The organism is Cupriavidus necator, from assembly GCF_040578825.1.
In the GTDB taxonomy this organism is placed as follows: Bacteria; Pseudomonadota; Gammaproteobacteria; order Burkholderiales; family Burkholderiaceae; genus Cupriavidus; species Cupriavidus necator_E.
Map to the genome: position 1 here is coordinate 1 of NZ_JBEFLI010000065.1, position 17,606 is coordinate 17,606.

A 17,606-nucleotide genomic window follows, 5' to 3' on the forward strand; every position below is an offset into this window, starting at 1 on the left:
AAAGCCAAACACCGAACCTCAACACCACACCTTCTAGATCGGACATTTCAGCTTAGCTGAGCGCCGGACATTTGAACTTAGCCTAGACACTTGGTGTGGCGGCAAAGCAGTAATGTCCGGTTCTAGCAAAGCAGAAATGTCCGCCTGAGGCGCTCTTCGTGGTATTTAGCCTGCCCGGTTGAATGCAGTAGAGAACGCACGGCGATGGCTAAATCCGACGTCATTACAGTAAGCATGCGAGAGTTAGACAGGCTCAAGACCGTCCAGGCGGTCGTGGGGTCAGTTGCGGCCGAGCGTGGCCGCTGAACGGTTGCAGATCACCGACCTGCTGGAGCGCTATCGGCAGGAAGGACCGTCTGGGCTGGTCTCCCGCAAGCGCGGCCGGCCCGCCAACAACCGCCTATCGGCCGATCGTGAGGCCGCAGCGCTTGACCTGATCCGCGAGCATTACGCCGACTTTGGGCCGACCCTGGCCGCCGAGAAGTTACACGAGCGTCATGGGCTGAAGCTGTCCAAGGAAACGATTCGCCGGCTAATGACGGTGGCCGGACTGTGGGTGCCGCGCAAACAGCGGCCGCCAAAGGTCTACCAGCCTCGTAACCGGCGCGCCTGCTATGGCGAACTGATCCAGATCGACGGCAGCGATCACCGCTGGTTTGAGGAGCGCGCCCCAGCCTGCACCCTGCTGGTTTACGTCGACGACGCCACCAGCCGGATCATGGAACTGCGCTTCACTCATTCGGAATCCACGTTCACATACTTTGCCGCGACGCGGGCCTATCTGGAGTGCCACGGCAAGCCGATGGCGTCTTACAGTGACAAGGCAAGCGTATTTCGCGTCAACAAGCCGAACGCGACCGGCGGCGACGGCCATACCCAGTTTGCCCGGGCCTTGTTCGAGCTGAACATTGAGGGCATTTGCGCCAACAGCAGCCAGGCCAAGGGCCGCGTCGAACGGGCCCACCAGACCCTGCAGGATCGCTTGGTCAAGGAATTGCGCCTTCGTGATATCAGCACCATGGAAGCCGCAAACGCCTTCATGCCCGAATTCATCGCGGACTACAACGCGCGCTTCGCCAAGGCACCGCGCAACAGCCATAACGCCCATCGTCCGCTGCGACCGGATGAGAACTTGGACCTGATCTTCACCTGGCGCGAACCGCGCTGCGTATCCAAAAGCCTGACGATCCAGTACGACAAGATGCTCTACCTGCTTACGGATATGCCCGAGCATAGGAAGCTGGCCGGTCGCTATATCGATGTCTATCACTATCCGGACGGCAGGATCGAGCCACGCGCGAACGGCGCTGCCCTGCCCTATACCGTTTACGACCGGCTATCGAAGATCGATCAGGCGCGATTGTGGACAACAAGCGGCTCGGAGCTGTTTTGCAGATAGCGCAATACGTTCAGGAGAAGCGCGACAATACGCGGTCACTATCTGTGCCTGGAACAGAGGGAGTACCCCGCAAGCGTGGACGGCCGCCCGGCAAGAAGTCCCAGCGGTCGCTGGGCCAGAACGATATGTTGGAAGCTCTGCAACGCCTACAGCAGCAGCCTTGGCCGCTTAACGGAACCGAGAACTGAGCCCAGCTTACTTCTGGAACTCAAATCCGCTCTGCCGGCATGAACAGCTTCACCCTGAGCTGGATCCAATCGTGTCAGGCCAGCACCACCGCCCTACGGGAAATCCAGGAAAACTGACCAAGCGATTTAAGACTGACCGGACATTTTAGCTTTGCTGGCGCCCGGACATTTCAACTTGGCCTGGACACTGAGTGTTAGCCGTTTTTTCTAATGTCGTAGTTGGGATGAATTCAAATGTCGTACCTCGGTCCGGATCATGCCAAGCTGGCGGCCTTGCCGCCAAGCCAGGAGCACGATCATGGGCCGCCCCGACACGATCACCATGAGCATGCGCGAACTGGACTGCTGCAAGGTCATCCAGGCCGTAGTCGAAGACGGCTTGATGGTCTGGCGCGCAGCCGAGAAGCTTGGCATTTCCACGCGCCAGGTTGAGCGTCTGGCGCAGCGGTACCGGCAGGACGGTCCTCGAGGCCTCGTTTCCCGTAAATGGGGACAGCCCGGTCATCACCAGTTGCCTCAGGGGCTGGAATCCCGCGTGCGCGGCCTGATCCGCGACAGCTATGCCGACTTCGGCCCGACGCTGGCCGCCGAGAAGCTGCGCGAGCGCCATGGCATCGAGATCTCGCCGGCATGCGTGCGCCGGATCATGATCGACGCCGGTTTCTGGGTGCCCAGGAAGCTGCGCCCGCCCAAGGTGTACCAGCCAAGGAATCGCCGGGCCTGCCTGGGCGAGCTGGTCCAGATCGACGGCAGCGACCACGCCTGGTTCGAGGACCGGGCGCCGGCGTGCACGTTGCTGGTCTACGTCGATGACGCAAAGCGGTGAAGTCCGCGCCCAAGCGGCATTTACGTGGACAAGAGCAGGTACAGCGCGCCCAACACGACCAGGCCCGCCCCAATCATCACGTAGTAGCGGATACCATGCAGAGGCTGCCCTGGGTGACCAGGCTGGTGGAAAGTGAATCGCATGATGGTGAGATCTGGAGTCGATGCCTTATGGTAGACCCCTATGCCAAATAGCGCTGCTTCATCTTGACGACTTGCCGCTACCGTCGTTGAATACACGTTCGCGCAAAAGGACGAAAGCGGTAGGTTCAACAGACGCTAATACAGCCCTTGGGAGACAGCCATGCTAACGCCTCATGAAGTGGCCACACTCATGCTGATTGAAGAAGCAGCGCCCAACATCAAGGATCTCGATCGCCAGACTGTTAATGCGCTCATCGAGCAACGGCTGGTAGATCTTGGAGACTATGAGCCGGGAAATTGGTGTCCCAACATTACGACCCGAGGTAGTAATATCCTCAGCGCTATTGCCAGAGTTCGTTGACATCAGTACCGCTCTGGGCGGCGCGCTAGCTGGCTTTCGTATTCATCGAGTCCGGCATTGCTGTCGCGCCGCTCCAGAACGTTATTCAGGGAACGGCAGCACATTACCGTGGTGACGGCTACCAGGACACAGGGTCTGCTAGCTAAGACTCAAGGCCAATAGCCCGTCGCTTATCTTCATGCCGCGTAAGGCATTTCTGCAGAAACCGAAGAAGATTGGTACCGCAATGCACGTTGACGCGCGGCAGGCCGAAGGGGTCGTCATCGGCGCGTGCCAACCCCCGCTGTGTCAGCGTGGCGTTGTCGTAACCAGCCTCGCGCACCAGTTCCCGGTGCGCGGCCTGCTGTTCCCCATAGGGATAACAGAACGCTGTGATCGGCATTGACACCAAGTCTTCAAGCTTTGCCTTGCAGCCCTCGATCTGCCGGCGGGCTTCAGCGAGCGGCACTGCTGACAGGTGCACGTGGTCGATCGTATGGGCGCCGACTTCATTGCCCAGGCGGGCCCATTCCCTGACTTCGGCGGCATTCATCAGCGCAGCAGGCGGTATGCCCTGGCCGGTGTCCCAGACGTTGCTGCCGTCGATCTGCCCGGCCACGAAGTAGTTGGTAGCACTGAAGCCCAGCTCGGCAAGTACGGGCAACGCGTGCCGGTGAACATTGCGGAAGCCATCGTCGAACGTAATCCCAAACACTTTGCCGACCGCCTTGCCTTGGATATACGGCATCAACTCTCGCATCGACAGCCCCCGATAGCCCAGCCGACGCATCCACGTCATTTGCAGGCGAAACTGCCTGGGGCTGACAGTCAAGCCGCGGAACGGCGTGCCATGAGGCGGCACGATATCAATCTGGTGATAGGTCAGGATCGGAATCGGCATGGTGCGCACTTCGCTGTTATCGGCCGTTACTTTTGGTCAGCGCGGTCTGCAGAGGTTCCGGTGTAACTTCGGCGTCGAGGGTTGCCCGGTATACGGCCATGGTGCCGGCAACAAAGGCATCGAGACCAAAGTGCGCCTGACTTTTGGCGAGAGCGGCGCTTCCCATCCCGATCAGCTGATCGGGCTCAGACAGGATACTCTCGAGCCGGGCGCGCAGCGCCGCGACGTCGGCACGCGGCACTACCCAGCCATCAATCCCGTCCGTCACGTTCTCGGGCAATCCCCCGGCGTCGGAAACCAGTACCGGCAGGCCCATGGCCATCGCTTCACGGCACGCAAAGGACAACGTCTCGCGCCTCGAGAGCACAAAGGCGACGTTGCCCGCCGCGAGCGTGGGCCGGACGTCGTCCAGCAAGCCAGTAAAGACGACGTGCCCGCTCAGTCCCAGTGATTCGACCTTGCTGACCATGCAAGGCGATGGTGTCTCGCCGGCCACGATCACACGTGCCCGGCGACGCAGGTGCGCGGGCAGTTGCGCAACGGCTTCAACCAGGTCGATCCAGCCCTTTTCGTGATGGGTACCCGCGGTGCTGACGAAAATCGTGGAGTCCGATTCCGCGCCGAAATGATGCGTCCGTAGCGCAGCTACCTCGTCCGCGGCGGGTGGAGCGAAATGATTGCCATCGATGCCGTGTGGTACCGTGGTGATCGGCAAACGGCGGTAGGGCGAGTCGCGCAGCTTGCCGGCGACATAGTCGCTGACCGCGATGACATGATCGGTACCCAACCATGCACGCAGCCAGTTGCCGACACTGCGGCTGCGATGATCGTTGTGCTTCGTGTAGACAATGCGCGGCCGGCGCAGTGCCATCAGCCGCACCAGCATGATGAGCTTGTGGTCCGCTGACCCGTTGACGTGGACGATGTCGAAGCGCCCCAGGCTGACGAGCCGCCAGAGCGTCCACAACTCTCGCAGCCAACGCAACCCGCGCGGCGCAAAGTCGACTGCCGTCACGCGCACGCCCGTGCGGCCGCTGGCGAGGCGAAACAGGCGACTGGAATGCGGCGCCGCCACGGCCACTTCGTGTGATAGTGCCAGCGCGGTCAGCAGGTTCAGCAAATACGTGTCGTGCCCTCCACCATTGCCTCGATGGAAATTCGTCAAAAGCACTCGCAATTTTTCCTCCACCACCGGCATTCCGTGTGATGCCGGTTTTGTATTCCATCTTTACAGAGAATTTCGTTACCACCCCATTGGGACTCGCCCCTAGAAACAAGCAAGTGGGCGCGCCTTAATCAACTTCCATGTAAAACTGGCACCAATGCGGGTGTAAAGGGCGTCACATTGGGCTGGTGACACCCGTTTCGACGTGATCGCTCCACGGCGCATGCTCCAAGGGCGCGACGCCGGAGTCTCTGCTCTGCGCGCAGCGAGGCCATCTCGTCGGGGGCGTGGTGCGCCGGCTTAGAATGTCGGTACTCGCCGCGGCAGGGCATCTCCAACGAAGGAACGTCACCATGCTCAAGCTCTATGGCTTTTCGAAGGTCAACGCTGTCGCGCGGGGCCACACCCGAGACCTGCGCGTGCTGTGGGCGCTTGAAGAGATGCAACTGCCGTTCGAGCTGGCCGGCATGGACCACCCCGCACACGACCTGAACACCGAAGCCTATCGCCGGCTCAGCCCCTTCGAACAGATCCCGTCGATCGACGACGAGGGGTTGGTGCTGTCCGAGTCCGCCGCCATCCTCATCTACCTGGCGAAGAAGTCCGGCCGCCTGATCCCCGGCGACCGCGCCGGCGAGGCGCAGGTGGTGCGCTGGTGCTTCGCCGCGTTGAACTCGGTCGAGCCGCCGCTGCTCAGCCTGATGGTGCTCGACTGGACCGCGGATGGCAGCTGCGGCAAGCACCGCGAGTTCCTGGTCGGCTGGGTCAATCGGGTGCTGACGAACCTGGAGCGCTGGTTCGCTGACCGCGACTTCGTCGCGACAAAGGATTTCACCGTCGCCGACATCCTGATGGCGCATGTGCTGCGCTCGGGCATCAAGGACGAGGGATTGATCGCGCCGTATCCGGGCATCGCGTCGTATCGGGATCGGTGTCTGGCTCGGCCCGCATGGAAGCGAACCATCGAGGCGTACTGCACGCGGGTCGAGGCGGGATAGACTGGATCGACATCACCTATCGTGAGATGCTCGCGCGCGCCCGCGCGATCGGCCAGGCGCTGCTCGATCGCGGCCTCAGTGCGCAGCGTCCGCTGACGATCCTGTCCGGCAATGACCTGGAACACCTGCAGCTGTCGCTGGGTGCGATGTGGGCCGGCGTTCCGTTCTCGTCGGTGTCGCCGCCCTACTCGCTGGTGTCGAGCGACTTCGGCAGGCTGCGCCATGTCTTCGGGGTGCTGACGCCCGGCCTGGTGTATGCAGCCGACGCCGCGTTCGCGCGTGCCATCGATGCCGTGGTGCCGGCTGATATCGAGGTGGTGACGCGGGACGGCGTATTGCCAGGACGGACGGCAACGAGCTTCGATGCCCTGCTCCGGACCCCGGTGCCCAATGTCGACCACGCACAAGCCGCGGTAGGCCCCGAGACGCTGGTCAAGTTTCTGTTCACGTCGGGCTCGACCCGCCAGCCCAAGGCCGTGCCCACCACGCACCGGATGCTCTGCAGCAACCAGCAGATGCTGCGGCAGGCCATTCCGGATTTCACACGCGAGCCGCCGGTGCTGGTCGACTGGCTGCCGTGGAACCCATACCTTTGGCTATGGAGATGCTGCGCTGCCGACATCGCTGTTATTCAGCGGTGATTTTTCCGTCCTTGATCACCTTCGCCCAGGCGGCGAGTTCTTGCGTCACGAATTTGTCCAGAGCCGGAGGGTCCATGTAGGCAGCAAAGCCACCCTGCTCCTCGATCTTCTTCTTATACTCCGCACTTTCCGCGATTTTCTGAATCGATGTGGAGAGCTTCTTGACGATGTCCGGCGGTGTGCCTGCCGGAGCGAATACGGCGAACCAGGATTCCACGTTGTAGCCAGGCAGGCCCGCTTCAGCAGCAGTCGGGACATCCGGCATCGAAGGATGGCGCTTAGGCCCTGTATAAGCCAGTGCCGTGATTTTTCCGGCCTTGACCTGACCGATTACCGATGGCGGTGTCGTCACGAACATGTCAACCTGGCCGCCAATGAGGTCGCTCACCACTGGGCCGGCACCCTTGTACGGGACGTGTGTTACCGGCACCTGGGCTTGATTGCCAAACATGACGCCCGCGATATGCTGGATGGAGCCATTGCCCGATGACGCAAAGAACAAGCCCCGGTTGCCCTTCTTTCCAAAGGCAATCAGGTCGCGCAGGTTCTGAGCTGGAATCTTGCCGCTGACAGCGACGACATGCGGGGCACGCATCACCAGCGCTACAGATGCGAAGTCCTTGGGCTTCCAGCGCGCTTGGGGAAACAGCGCCGGATTGCCCACGTGATAGCCGGAATACTGCATCAGGAGCGTGTACCCATCCGGCTTGGCTCGTGCGACAGCTTCTGTGCCAATGTTCCCGCTGGCACCAGGCCGGTTCTCAATCACGACAGGCTGTCCCAGGTCCTTGGCCAGCTGCTCGCCGATGAGCCGCGCGACGATATCGGTCGAACCGGCAGGCGCGCTCGGCACAATCATCGTGACAGGCTTGCTGGGGTAGGCGTCCGCTGCCAGCACCGGCCATGCAGACCCAAGTATGAGCGCCGTCACAGCGGCTTTTACGCTCCATTTCATTTTTTGTCTCCTGATCATGTATTGGCCGGGACGGGCTTGCCATCCCGGCTTTGTCACTGGTTGTCCGTCACTTCTGGAACAGTGCTTCCATCTCTTTACGAACGCGGTAGGCCGGTTGTTCTGCATCGATGACCACGTCCTCCCACGTCAACGACTGGTCCTTGGGTACATCGCGGCGCAGCTTGAGGTGATGGGCCAGACCCAGAGGCAGACTGCCCACACGCAGCGACTCCTTCGCGGGGAAGAGCTTGCCAAATACCGTGTAGCCGCCTTCGCCATCGAGCATTTCCCCTGCCTTCAGATCCCGCTTTGCGGTTGCGACGACGTCGGCATTGAAATGCTGTGCCACGCCAGTCGGTTCGCCGCGGAGCCCGACGCTCGCCACAGAGATGCCGAGCTCCAGGCCAATCAGGTGCCATTTCTTGTACTGCACCATGCACTGGCCATTGGGGTCGGTGAAGACCTGGTATTCCTTGAAGCAGCGGCGAATGTACTCGGTCGGTGCCTCAACGCAGACCCAGACACCCTTGCGAATGTCGTAGCCCACGGAGGTACCATCGGTGTTCAGCGATGACACCACATCGACTATACCCTTTTCCGACAGCACGCCGCCATCCGACTTGAGCCGCATGACCGTGGGAATCTGCTCGACGGAGGCCGGTGCAAAGGTGATACCTTGCGCCTGCACCTGAAGCCCGGTGGCATTCGCAATGGCAGTGCTTTCGATAGCGGGCTTGGAACCATCGAGGAAAGCATTGAACATCTTCGGGTTCATGCCACCGATGCGAGCCTGCTCGGCCGTCACACCCCAGTGGTCCCAGACCGTATCGGGCGTCGATTCGCGGAACTTGGGCAGCCACTTGTGGCCACGCCCCGCGGCGATGATCGGGAACCCGCACGTGCGCGCCCAATCGACCAGTTCGCAAGCCAGGCCTGGTTGGTCGCCATAGGCCAGGGAGTACACCACGCCAGCCTCGCGGGCGCGGTGGGCCAGCAGCGGGCCGCAAAATGCATCGGCTTCGACCGTGACATTGATGACGTGCTTGCCGTGCTTGAACGCTGCCAGACAGTGGTCAACAGCAGCAATGGGGTTACCCGTGCATTCAATGATGATGTCGACGCCAGGATGCGCCACAAGCGCTTCCCAATCATCGCCGACATGCGTCGAACCGGTGCGTACCGCATCGTCCAGCGATGCTGCCGTAGCGCGGCCAGGTTCCCAACCCACTCGCTCAAGACTGGCGTGGGCGTTTGCCGGCACAAGGTCGGCGATCCCGACCATGTGCACGCCAGGCGTGCGAGGTACCTGCGCCAGGTACATCGAGCCAAACTTCCCTGCGCCAATGAGGCCAACGCGCACGGGCTTTCCTTGCTCGGCACGCGCGAGCAACTGCGGATAGAAATTCATGGTCCAATCCAGTGAGGTGGAAACTCAATGCGTCAGCTACGGGGCTGGGCGAGGAAGTCCAGGTCGCAGCCTTCAGGGGCCTGCAGCACGGTGCGCTGATAGAGCTCCTGATAGCCACCGCGTTTCCGGGGCAGTGGCTTGCGCTCGGCGAGACGACGTGCGATTTCTTCAGGCTCGACCAGCAAGTCGATGCTCTTCTCAGACACCGACAAGCGAATCCGGTCGCCGTTGCGCACCGCTTCCAGGGGACCGCCGGCGGCTGCCTCAGGAGAAACGTGCAGAACGATGGTTCCGTAGGCGGTACCGCTCATGCGGGCATCCGAGATACGCACCATGTCCTTTACGCCAGCCTTTGCGAGCTTCGAGGGAATGGGAAGGTAGCCGGCTTCCGGCATCCCCGCGGCCAGCGGACCCGCGTTCTTCAGCACCAGGATGTCGTCGGCGGTTACGTCGAGGTCGGGCGAATCCACCCGGTTTGCCAGGTCCTCCAGACCCTCGAACACCACGGCACGACCTTCCTTCTCAAAAAGAGCAGGCGTTGCCGCGGCGCGCTTGAAGATTGCGCCGTCGGGGGCAAGGCTTCCATGTAGGGAAATCAGGCCGCCCACATTGCTCACCGGTTCGTCGAAGGACCGGATGACTTTCCGGTCAACCCAGCCCGCCGGTTCGTCAAGGCGTTCGCGCAGCGTGCGGCCATCAACCGTGAGGCAGTCCAGGTTCAGCAAGCGGCGCAGTTCGCGGAGCACCGCTCCCATCCCGCCTGCGGCATGGAAGTCCTCCATGTAGCCCTCACCCACCGGTTTAAGGTCGACCAATACCGGAGTTTCATCCGAAATCTCGTTGAGACGTTCCGGGCTGATGCGAATGCCGAGGCGGCCGGCAACGGCGGTCAAGTGAATGATTGCGTTGGTCGAACCGCCCAGCGCCATCAGGATACGGAAGGCATTTTCGACCGACTGCTCCGTCATGATTTGTGAGGGCAGGATAGGCGAATGTGCAAGCCGTACGGCTGCCTTGCCGGTTTCCTCAGCGGCCACCAGACGTTGGGAATCCACCGCAGGAATTGCGGCCGTACCCGGCAGCGACATGCCCAACGTCTCGGCAATGCATGCCATCGTGCTGGCGGTACCCATGACAGCACAGGTGCCGGCGGTAGTAGCCAGGCGTGTCTCTACGGTCTGGATTTCGCACTGGTCGATTTCCCCGGCGCGGAACTTGCCCCAGAAGCGGCGGCAATCCGTACAGGCGCCCAGTCGCTCACCCTTGTGCCGCCCTGTCGACATCGGGCCGGTGACCAGTTGGATTGCGGGGCGATTGGCAGAGGCAGCGCCCATCAGCTGAGCCGGCACAGTCTTGTCGCAGCCACCGATGAGCACGACCGCATCCATCGGTTGCGCGCGAACCATCTCCTCGACGTCCATGGACATCAGGTTGCGGTACACCATGCTGGTCGGGTTGAGGAACACTTCGCCCAGCGAAACGGTGGGAAACATTCGTGGCAGGCCGCCGGCAGCCAGCACACCGCGGGAAACGGCTTCCACGAGTTGCGGCATGTAGCGATGGCAGTTGTTGAAATCGCTGGGTGACGCAGCAATGCCGATTACCGGCCGGGACAGCAGTTCACTTGAAATGCCCATCGAATGCGCCATCGAGCGGCGCAGGTAACGCGCAAAGTCGCGGTCGCCGTAGTTGGTCAATCCATTGTCGAGGCCAAGCGGTTCAGCCATGTTACTTCTCCGTGTGAGGTGCTGCGGCGCTGAACTGCACGGCAAGCATGTCTTCAAAGAATCGGGTCATTGCGCCCTTGTCGCTGGTACCGTGGCCCGACAGAAGGCTCATTTGGTAAGTGGCGGTCGCGGCTGCAAGCACCGGCATCGGGATGCAATGGCGAGCGCCTAGCTCGGCGGCGCTGACCAGGTCCTTGTAGGCGGCCTGGAGCGGATAGCCGTCGCTGAAGTGGCGCGCCAGGATGCGAGGAAGGAAGAACTCCGACGCATAGCTGCGTCCCGTTCCACTGTTGATGACCGACGCAATCTTTTCCGCATCCAGCCCCATCCGCCGCGCCATCGGCAAAATCTCTGCAAGCGCCGCGCAGTTGATGTCAAAGAGCAGCTGGTTCACGAGCTTCGTCAGCTGTCCACTGCCCGCGTCCCCCATGAAGAGGATGTTGTTGCCCATGCGCTCAAGCCATGGCTTCACCGTCTCGAACGTTTCTTTCGCGCCGCCACACATGACGGTCAGCGTGCCGGCTTCCGCGCGCGATTGCATTCCCGACACCGGAGCATCCAGGAACGCGATATTGGCCGTGGCCAGACGCGAATGAATATCCAGCGTGGCGCCATGCTCCATCGTGCTGGTATCGACAACGATGGAGCCAGGCCGCAGCAGGCTTGTCAGTCCACCGTCGCCGAACAGCACGTCCATGACAGCCGCGGTGCCCGGCAGGCTCAGGAACACAATGTTCGCGTCGGCCAGCCCAGCCAGGGAGTCGACCGTCGTGGCGCCGGCCGCCTGCAATTCCGGATAGGCGTTCTGCACCTTCGACGTGACTCGCAGGTCCGTATCGGCGTGCACGAGATTCAGCGCCATCGGCTTCCCCATCTGGCCGAGGCCGACGAAGCCAACGATGGTGCGGTCGGATTTTGCTACGCTCATGCGTCGGCCCTCCCGGAGATTTCAATCAGATTCAGGTCGGGGTCGCGCAGGTAAATGGAGCGAATGCGGTAGTTGGCCCCGGTGCGGGCGACGGGCCCTTCGATAATTTGAGCGCCGCTGGCATTCAATCGCGCAATGACTTCGTCCAGCGGAATCGCCGCGATGAAGCAGAGGTCCAGAGCGCCTGGTACGGGAAGATGGGCCTTGGGCTCGAATTCCTTGCCCTTTACATGCAGATTGATTTTCTGCTCGCCGAACTTGAAGGCTTTGCGGCCTTCGCCGAATGTCTCGAGTGTCATTCCCAGCAGACCGACGTAGAAGTCCACACAGGCTTCCTCGTTACTGGTCGTCAAGACAAGATGGTCCAAATGATGAATCACCGGGGTGTCTCCTTCTTGCAATTTCGCGAATGCCTGACTTTAGGCTGACAGAAAGCGTGGCAGGAATTCCTAATTTCGCATGTAGTCTTCGCATTTTGCGAAGCAGTCGCCCCGGCCCGGCTGCTAAGATGTTGATATGTCACAGGAACTCATCAATCCCGCGCGTGTTGACTTCGTCACACTGCGACTTTTCTGCGCAGTGGCTCAGACGGGCAGCATCACCAAGGGCGCGGAGCGGTGTAGCTTGGCGCTATCGGCCGCAAGCAGACGGATTTCGGATTTCGAAGCTGCCTCGAAGGCCGTTCTCATGGAGCGGACTGCCCACGGTATCCGGTTGACGCCCGCAGGTCATGTCGCGCTTCAGCACGCGATGCGGCTTTTCCAGGGGTTCGAGCTTTTCAGCAACGAGCTCAGCGAGTACTCGCATGGGTCCCGAGGGCATGTTCGGCTCTGGGCGAACATGTCCGCCCTGGTCGAATTTCTGCCTTCCGCGCTGCAAAGCTTCTTGCACCTTTACCCCGACACCCGTGTCGAGGTCGAGGAGCAACTTAGCGGTGACATAGTCCGTGCGGTAGTGGAAGGGATGGCCGACGTAGGCATATTCGTCGAAGGCGCGCCGACGCACGGCCTGAACGTCATTCCCTATCGCACCGACTGCCTGGTTGTCCTTTGCTCAAAGACTCACCCCTTGGGGGAGGTCGACGAAATCGACTTTCGGAGCTGTCTTTCTTATGACTTCGTAGGTCTGAATCGCGGTAGCTCACTGCTCAACACCATTTCGACTGCGGCCCATGACATTGGCTTCCCTTTGCGCTTGCGCGTTCAAGTTCGAAGCTTCGATGCCATGTCCGAGATGATTGCTTCGAATCTGGGGATTGGCGTACTTCCCCTCGGAGCATGCTTTCGAAAGCTGGAGCCTCTAGGCTTGAAAGCGGTACGGCTGGTGGATGATTGGGCAGAGCGAAGACTGCTCATTGCCACGAGCGACTCCCGCGCTCTTTCCGGCTCAGCTGCGCTGCTCGTCGAGCATCTAAGCAAGCCCCCTGATTGAACTGCGAGAGGCAACTGGTTCCTGAACATCGTGGTTGAAGTTGCGGACACCCAAACTGGGCATCGCGACCGGTGACGACCAGCGGGCAGCGGTGCGGCGCGAAGGCTTTCTGTCCACCATCGGCCATGACGTGCCTACCGCTTACGTCCCGGCGCCAAGCAGCCTGGCGCTGGGCCGGCAGGCGTTGTCCGAGCTGCTGGCAAAAGATCCCGGGATCCAGGCGATCTACTGCAGCTCAGACCAGCTTGCGCAAGGCGTCGTCGTCGAAGCGCTGGCGCGCGGCCTGCGCATCCCGCAGGACCTGGCCGTGTGCGGGTTCGGCGATGCGGACTTCGCCGCGCACATGGAACCGTCGCTGACCACCGTGCAGGTCGATGGGCGCGCACATCGGCCAGCTGGCGGCGCGCATCCTGCTGGAGCGGTGACGCGGCGCGGCAGTGGCACAGCCAGTGGTCGATGTCGGCCTCCGCATTGTCGAACGCGGTTCGACCTGACGCGCGGATGTCGCGCTAAAGCCTCTGCATCGTGCGGCAAGCGACCGTCGGGGCGCTTTCCCCTGCCCTGCCGCGGGCGCCCGATATTTTTCCTTGACAAGGCATGACGCATGTTCCATTATGCATTCCATCGCATGCGATCTAAACGGATGCGATACACATAGAACCCCAACCATCAGAGACCCATCACCATGAGCAAGATCGAAAAAGTCCTCGCCACCGGCAAGACCCACACCGCGCACAGCAGCGCCGGCGTTACCTCGCGCGGCCATAACGGCACGCTGGACATCGCGCTGTCGCCGGGCAACAGCACCACCCCGGCGCATGTGTTCCCCGCGGTCCAGCCGCACCCGACCGCTGAACAACTGTTCGCGGGCGCCTGGTCGGCCTGCTATATCGCCGCGGTTGGCCTGGTCGCCAAGGAGATGAAGGTGACGCTGCCGGCGGACCTGGCCGTCGACATCGAAGTCGATCTTGGCCAGACCGGCGCGGAATACTTCCTGCAAGCCCGCCTGAACGTGCGGGTCCCGGGCCTGCCGCAGGATGTCGCCACGGAACTGGCTCACGCCGCCGACGCCATCTGCCCCTACTCGAAGGCAACGCGCGGCAATATCGACGTGGCGCTGAACGTGTTCACGTCGTAATCCGCGAAGCTTCTCTAACCCCATATTAGTCGTATGCGATGTAATCGCATACGATACCTAACCAGACTGACCCGATACAAGGATGCCCGCCATGACCACGATCACCACCCTCGCCCGCCACGCCCTCGTTGCCGCCGCCCTGCTCGCCGCTGCCACCGCACAAGCCGCCGGCTCTGCGCGCGACCCCTTCACCGATGGCGCCCGCTCAGTCACCAGCGCAGCCGATCCTTACACCGACGGCGCTCGCTCTGTACAGGACACGCGTAGCCCTTATACGGACGGTGCCCGCTCGGTGCATGGCACGCGCAATCCGTATGTCGACGGCGCGCGTGGCAAGGTCGACCCTTACCTCGACGGGGCGCGCGCCTGAGGCACCGCATTGCCGCGGAGATCAGGGTGTGCACGACATCTCGCGCCGGTCAGAAGTGCCCCCGCCGGGGCGCTTCGACGGCGGCGAGAAAATATCGCACCCTCGATACAATCGCATACGACCTATAATCGATGCTTGCGATCCAGCCGTCCACGGCCACAGAGGTAGCCATGAAATCCACCGACAAGCCCGCCGCCAACCCGACGCTCTCGGACTTCCTGTGCTTTGCGGTCTATTCCGCGAACCTGGCCTTCGGCAAGGCCTACAAGCCGATTCTCGAACAGCTCGGGCTGACCTATACGCAATACATCACCATCGTCGCGCTATGGGAACAGGACAACCAGACCGTCGGCAGCCTGGGCGAAAAGCTGTTCCTGGAGTCGAATACCCTGACGCCGATCCTTAAAAAGCTGGAAGCGATGGGTTATGTGGAGCGGCAGCGCGACCCCGAGGACGAACGCCAGGTGCGCGTGAGCCTGACCAAGGCCGGCCGCAAGCTGCGCGAACGGCGCCTTGAAGCCAGCCTCGCCGGCGCGACCGGCCTGGCGCCGGATGAGTTCGTCCGCATGCAGAAGGCGGTTGCGGCGCTGCGCAACAACCTGATCCACTCAGTCAAAGACAGCGAATAAGCCAGTACCAGGAGTTACTGTCATGACCAGCACGCCCCAATACCACCCGATCAGCTGCGAATTCCACGACCGTCTCGAAGACCTCGCCACCGTGCGCAGGCCCGCGCAGATCCGCTATCGCGACAGCGACGGCACGCCACAGCAGCGCACCGCGGCCATTACCGACGTGTTCAGCCAGGGTGGCGCCGAATACCTGACGCTGAAGAGCGGCGAAACCCTGCGCCTGGACCAGCTGGTGGAAGTCGACGGCGAGAAGCTGGCCGACTACTGAAGCGATGGCAGCGCGCCGGCATTACTGCAGCGCCTTTACACCAACGCCACTTCCCCCGCCATCGCCTGCTGCCAGCCCGGCGGGCTGCCGATGCTGGCGGTCAGGTGCGTACAGAACGCCTTGACCTTGGCGCTGGCATGCTGCGTGGCGCGCAGCAGGTAGATGCCCCCGGGCGCTTGCGGCAACAAGCCGTCGAGCGCCAGTTCCAGCAGCCGGCCCGCGCCGATATCCGGGCCCACCGACCAGTCCGGCATCAGCGCGATGCCCAGCCCCTGCAGCACGGACAGCCGCCGCGCATCGCAATCGTCGCACTCCAGCGCAAACGTCGCCTGGGCGGCATGCGCCGGCGTCAGCAGTTCGCGCCAGCCACGCATGCTGTTGCTGTGGCCACGGTCGATCAGCCGGTGGCGCCCGAGTTCGTCAGCGTGCACGGGACGCCCGTATTGGGCCAGGTAGGCCGGCGTGGCGCAGACGATGTAGCGCTGGCTCGCAATGCAGCGCGCCACCAGCGAGCTGTCGGCCTGCTGGCCCACCCGGATCACCACATCGAAGCGCTCCACCACCGGATCGACCACGCGCTCGGTCAGCGCCAGCTCGACCGTCAGGCGCGGGTACTGCGCGTACAGCGCGCCCAGGTGCGGCACCACATGGCGCCGTCCGAAGGCGGGCAGGCACGCCACCCGGACCAGCCCGCTGACGCCCTGTTCCAGCGCCGTCACGGCGTCGCGCGTATCGCTCAGTTCATGCAGGATGCGCGTGGCGCGCGCGAACAGCAGTTCGCCGGCATCCGTGCGGACCAGCGCCCGGGTCGACCGGGTGAACAGCGGCACCCCCAGCTCCCGCTCGAGCGTATCGATCTGCCGCGCCACCGAAGACGCCACCAGGCCACGCTGGCGCGCCACCGCCGAAAAGCTGCCTGACTGTGCAACCTCGACGAAGATCGACAGGTTTTCAGCGAATCGGGTGAATTCCATTTTTGCGATCTCCGCAAAGGCGTTACGCAGGCGCACCGGCTTCCCGCAATATGGCGGCGAGTTTAACATCCGCCTGACCCATGCAAACCGGCAAGCTTGGCGAAAAAAGCAAAAGCGGCGAATGCCGGGCATCCCAGACCGACAACGGAGCAGACCCCGATGGAGACAACCGCAGCAAAGACCAGAATGACGACAACGCGCCCCGCCCTGCAACGCCTCGCGGCGGCGCTCGTCACGGTGAGCGCAATGATGCTCGCGCCGGCCAGTGCCCGTGCCGAGAACTGGCCGGCCAAGCCGGTCACGCTGATCGTGCCCTACGCCGCCGGCGGCACCGTGGACAAGGTCGCGCGCCAGATCCAGGAAGGGCTGCGCAAACGGCTGGCGCAGCCGGTGATGATCGACAACCGCGCCGGCGCCGGCGGCACCATCGGCACCGGACAGATCGCGCGCAGTGCCGCGGACGGCTACACCATCGGCATGGTGTTCGATGCGTTTGCCACCGAGTCCTATATCTATCCCAAACTGCCGTACGCCTCACAGAAAGACCTGACCGGCGTCTCGTACATGGTGCGCTCGCCGATGGTGCTGGTTGTACCCGCCAGTTCGCCCTACAAGACCCTGCAGGACTACGTGGCGGCGGCGAAGCAGCCGGACACCGTGTCGTACGCGTCGGTCGGCGCCGGCAGTTCCAACCAGCTGGTGGCCGAACTGTTCCATGAAGCCGCCGGCACCAGCGGCACGCATACCCCGTACAAGGGCGGCGGCCCCGCCATCAACGACCTGCTGGGCGGCCATGTCGATTCGATGATCGCCAGCCTGCCGCTGGTGATGCCGTATGTGCAGGCCGGCAAGCTGCGCGCGCTGGCGGTGACCGCGCGGCAACGCGATGCGCGCCTGCCGGCCGTGCCGGCCGTGGCCGAAACCTACAAGGGCTTCGAGGCCTACTCCTGGGTCGCGATGATCGCTCCCGCCAGAACGCCGCCCGGCGTGGTCAACAAGCTCGCGGCCGAGGTCAACGCCACGCTGCGCGATCCCGCCATTGCCAAAACGCTGCGCGACGGCGGCTTCGAAGTCATCGCGGGCGACAGCGCCCAGGCCAACAAGCTGATCCAGGAAGAATCCGCGCGCTGGGGCCGGCTGATCAAGGCGTGCCACATCGCCACGGAATAAGTGC

17 protein-coding genes and 3 pseudogenes are annotated in these 17,606 nt (G+C 62.5%); 12 read left to right on the forward strand and 8 right to left on the reverse strand.

What is annotated here, in order from left to right:
- Positions 1-204 precede the first annotated feature (204 nt).
- From AB1I47_RS25825 to AB1I47_RS25835, 3 genes and pseudogenes are all read left to right on the forward strand, one after another.
- A pseudogene (locus AB1I47_RS25825) lies at positions 205-1,587 on the forward strand (ISNCY family transposase).
- 298 nt (positions 1,588-1,885) lie between these two features.
- Positions 1,886-2,404 (forward strand): annotated as a pseudogene (locus tag AB1I47_RS25830) (helix-turn-helix domain-containing protein); the annotation flags it as partial.
- A 312-nt stretch (positions 2,405-2,716) separates the two neighbouring features.
- Entirely contained in the window at positions 2,717-2,917 is a 201-nt protein-coding gene (locus AB1I47_RS25835) for a hypothetical protein (RefSeq protein ID WP_354686550.1), read from the forward strand.
- Between the two features lie 142 nt (positions 2,918-3,059).
- On the opposite strand, the gene AB1I47_RS25840 is transcribed toward AB1I47_RS25835, so the two are convergent.
- A complete protein-coding gene (locus tag AB1I47_RS25840; protein ID WP_354686551.1) occupies positions 3,060-3,797 on the reverse strand; it encodes a polysaccharide deacetylase family protein in 738 nt (245 codons plus the stop codon).
- Between the two features lie 16 nt (positions 3,798-3,813).
- The gene (locus tag AB1I47_RS25845; protein WP_354686586.1) at positions 3,814-4,974 is read right to left on the reverse strand and encodes a glycosyltransferase family 4 protein; all 1,161 of its coding nucleotides are present in this window, start codon (positions 4,972-4,974) and stop codon (positions 3,814-3,816) included.
- A gap of 341 nt (positions 4,975-5,315) precedes the next feature.
- On the opposite strand from AB1I47_RS25845, the gene AB1I47_RS25850 reads away from it, so the two are divergent.
- Positions 5,316-5,960 (forward strand): glutathione S-transferase family protein, encoded by a 645-nt coding sequence (locus AB1I47_RS25850; protein ID WP_354686552.1) that lies wholly within the window; start codon positions 5,316-5,318, stop codon positions 5,958-5,960.
- Positions 5,933-6,561 (forward strand): annotated as a pseudogene (locus tag AB1I47_RS25855) (AMP-binding protein); the annotation flags it as partial. The gene AB1I47_RS25850 and the pseudogene AB1I47_RS25855, both read left to right, overlap by 28 nt.
- Before the next feature lie 26 nt (positions 6,562-6,587).
- Here AB1I47_RS25855 and AB1I47_RS25860 read toward each other — a convergent pair.
- The 5 genes from AB1I47_RS25860 to AB1I47_RS25880 all read right to left on the reverse strand — a co-directional run bounded on the left by AB1I47_RS25860 (position 6,588) and on the right by AB1I47_RS25880 (position 11,999).
- Positions 6,588-7,556: a Bug family tripartite tricarboxylate transporter substrate binding protein gene (locus AB1I47_RS25860; protein ID WP_354686553.1), complete on the reverse strand. Its 969-nt coding sequence runs from the start codon at positions 7,554-7,556 to the stop codon at positions 6,588-6,590.
- 67 nt (positions 7,557-7,623) lie between these two features.
- Positions 7,624-8,964, reverse strand: a complete 1,341-nt coding sequence (locus AB1I47_RS25865) for an NAD(P)H-dependent oxidoreductase (RefSeq protein WP_354686554.1) — start codon at positions 8,962-8,964, stop codon at positions 7,624-7,626.
- Between the two features lie 32 nt (positions 8,965-8,996).
- Complete coding sequence (locus AB1I47_RS25870; RefSeq protein ID WP_354686555.1) at positions 8,997-10,691, reverse strand: IlvD/Edd family dehydratase; 1,695 nt, start codon at positions 10,689-10,691, stop codon at positions 8,997-8,999.
- Position 10,692: 1 nt separating this feature from the next.
- Positions 10,693-11,619 (reverse strand): NAD(P)-dependent oxidoreductase, encoded by a 927-nt coding sequence (locus tag AB1I47_RS25875; protein ID WP_354686556.1) that lies wholly within the window; start codon positions 11,617-11,619, stop codon positions 10,693-10,695.
- Complete coding sequence (locus AB1I47_RS25880) at positions 11,616-11,999, reverse strand: VOC family protein (protein ID WP_354686557.1); 384 nt, start codon at positions 11,997-11,999, stop codon at positions 11,616-11,618. The genes AB1I47_RS25875 and AB1I47_RS25880 overlap by 4 nt, the downstream gene beginning before the upstream one ends.
- A 136-nt stretch (positions 12,000-12,135) precedes the next feature.
- Here AB1I47_RS25880 and AB1I47_RS25885 point away from each other — a divergent pair, with 136 nt between their 5' ends.
- The 6 genes from AB1I47_RS25885 (at position 12,136) to AB1I47_RS25910 (ending at position 15,458) form a co-directional block, all read left to right on the forward strand.
- Positions 12,136-13,050, forward strand: a complete 915-nt coding sequence (locus AB1I47_RS25885) for a LysR family transcriptional regulator (RefSeq protein ID WP_354686558.1) — start codon at positions 12,136-12,138, stop codon at positions 13,048-13,050.
- A 34-nt stretch (positions 13,051-13,084) separates the two neighbouring features.
- Positions 13,085-13,651 carry a substrate-binding domain-containing protein gene (locus tag AB1I47_RS25890; RefSeq protein WP_354686559.1) on the forward strand — a complete coding sequence of 189 codons (567 nt, stop codon included), beginning with the start codon at positions 13,085-13,087 and terminating at the stop codon, positions 13,649-13,651.
- Positions 13,652-13,735: 84 nt separating this feature from the next.
- Positions 13,736-14,188 (forward strand): Ohr family peroxiredoxin, encoded by a 453-nt coding sequence (locus AB1I47_RS25895; RefSeq protein WP_354686560.1) that lies wholly within the window; start codon positions 13,736-13,738, stop codon positions 14,186-14,188.
- 91 nt (positions 14,189-14,279) lie between these two features.
- The gene (locus tag AB1I47_RS25900) at positions 14,280-14,558 is read left to right on the forward strand and encodes a hypothetical protein (RefSeq protein ID WP_354686561.1); all 279 of its coding nucleotides are present in this window, start codon (positions 14,280-14,282) and stop codon (positions 14,556-14,558) included.
- A 170-nt stretch (positions 14,559-14,728) separates the two neighbouring features.
- The gene (locus tag AB1I47_RS25905; RefSeq protein ID WP_354686562.1) at positions 14,729-15,187 is read left to right on the forward strand and encodes a MarR family winged helix-turn-helix transcriptional regulator; all 459 of its coding nucleotides are present in this window, start codon (positions 14,729-14,731) and stop codon (positions 15,185-15,187) included.
- 22 nt (positions 15,188-15,209) lie between these two features.
- Positions 15,210-15,458: a hypothetical protein gene (locus tag AB1I47_RS25910; RefSeq protein WP_354686563.1), complete on the forward strand. Its 249-nt coding sequence runs from the start codon at positions 15,210-15,212 to the stop codon at positions 15,456-15,458.
- 35 nt (positions 15,459-15,493) lie between these two features.
- On the opposite strand, the gene AB1I47_RS25915 is transcribed toward AB1I47_RS25910, so the two are convergent.
- Positions 15,494-16,432 carry a LysR family transcriptional regulator gene (locus tag AB1I47_RS25915; protein ID WP_354686564.1) on the reverse strand — a complete coding sequence of 313 codons (939 nt, stop codon included), beginning with the start codon at positions 16,430-16,432 and terminating at the stop codon, positions 15,494-15,496.
- 159 nt (positions 16,433-16,591) lie between these two features.
- Here AB1I47_RS25915 and AB1I47_RS25920 point away from each other — a divergent pair, with 159 nt between their 5' ends.
- A complete protein-coding gene (locus tag AB1I47_RS25920) occupies positions 16,592-17,602 on the forward strand; it encodes a tripartite tricarboxylate transporter substrate binding protein (protein WP_407935913.1) in 1,011 nt (336 codons plus the stop codon).
- The last annotated feature ends 4 nt before the right edge of the window (positions 17,603-17,606 follow it).

Excerpts from the sequence above, each read along its gene's own strand:
- AB1I47_RS25835 (WP_354686550.1), top strand. The coding sequence starts at position 2,717 with ATGCTAACGCCTCATGAAGTGGCCACACTCATGCTGATTGAAGAAGCA.
- AB1I47_RS25840 (WP_354686551.1), bottom strand. The coding sequence starts at position 3,797 with ATGCCGATTCCGATCCTGACCTATCACCAGATTGATATCGTGCCGCCT.
- AB1I47_RS25850 (WP_354686552.1), top strand. The coding sequence starts at position 5,316 with ATGCTCAAGCTCTATGGCTTTTCGAAGGTCAACGCTGTCGCGCGGGGC.
- AB1I47_RS25860 (WP_354686553.1), bottom strand. The coding sequence starts at position 7,556 with ATGAAATGGAGCGTAAAAGCCGCTGTGACGGCGCTCATACTTGGGTCT.
- AB1I47_RS25865 (WP_354686554.1), bottom strand. The coding sequence starts at position 8,964 with ATGAATTTCTATCCGCAGTTGCTCGCGCGTGCCGAGCAAGGAAAGCCC.
- AB1I47_RS25870 (WP_354686555.1), bottom strand. The coding sequence starts at position 10,691 with ATGGCTGAACCGCTTGGCCTCGACAATGGATTGACCAACTACGGCGAC.
- AB1I47_RS25875 (WP_354686556.1), bottom strand. The coding sequence starts at position 11,619 with ATGAGCGTAGCAAAATCCGACCGCACCATCGTTGGCTTCGTCGGCCTC.
- AB1I47_RS25885 (WP_354686558.1), top strand. The coding sequence starts at position 12,136 with ATGTCACAGGAACTCATCAATCCCGCGCGTGTTGACTTCGTCACACTG.
- AB1I47_RS25895 (WP_354686560.1), top strand. The coding sequence starts at position 13,736 with ATGAGCAAGATCGAAAAAGTCCTCGCCACCGGCAAGACCCACACCGCG.
- AB1I47_RS25900 (WP_354686561.1), top strand. The coding sequence starts at position 14,280 with ATGACCACGATCACCACCCTCGCCCGCCACGCCCTCGTTGCCGCCGCC.
- AB1I47_RS25905 (WP_354686562.1), top strand. The coding sequence starts at position 14,729 with ATGAAATCCACCGACAAGCCCGCCGCCAACCCGACGCTCTCGGACTTC.
- AB1I47_RS25910 (WP_354686563.1), top strand. The coding sequence starts at position 15,210 with ATGACCAGCACGCCCCAATACCACCCGATCAGCTGCGAATTCCACGAC.
- AB1I47_RS25915 (WP_354686564.1), bottom strand. The coding sequence starts at position 16,432 with ATGGAATTCACCCGATTCGCTGAAAACCTGTCGATCTTCGTCGAGGTT.
- AB1I47_RS25920 (WP_407935913.1), top strand. The coding sequence starts at position 16,592 with ATGGAGACAACCGCAGCAAAGACCAGAATGACGACAACGCGCCCCGCC.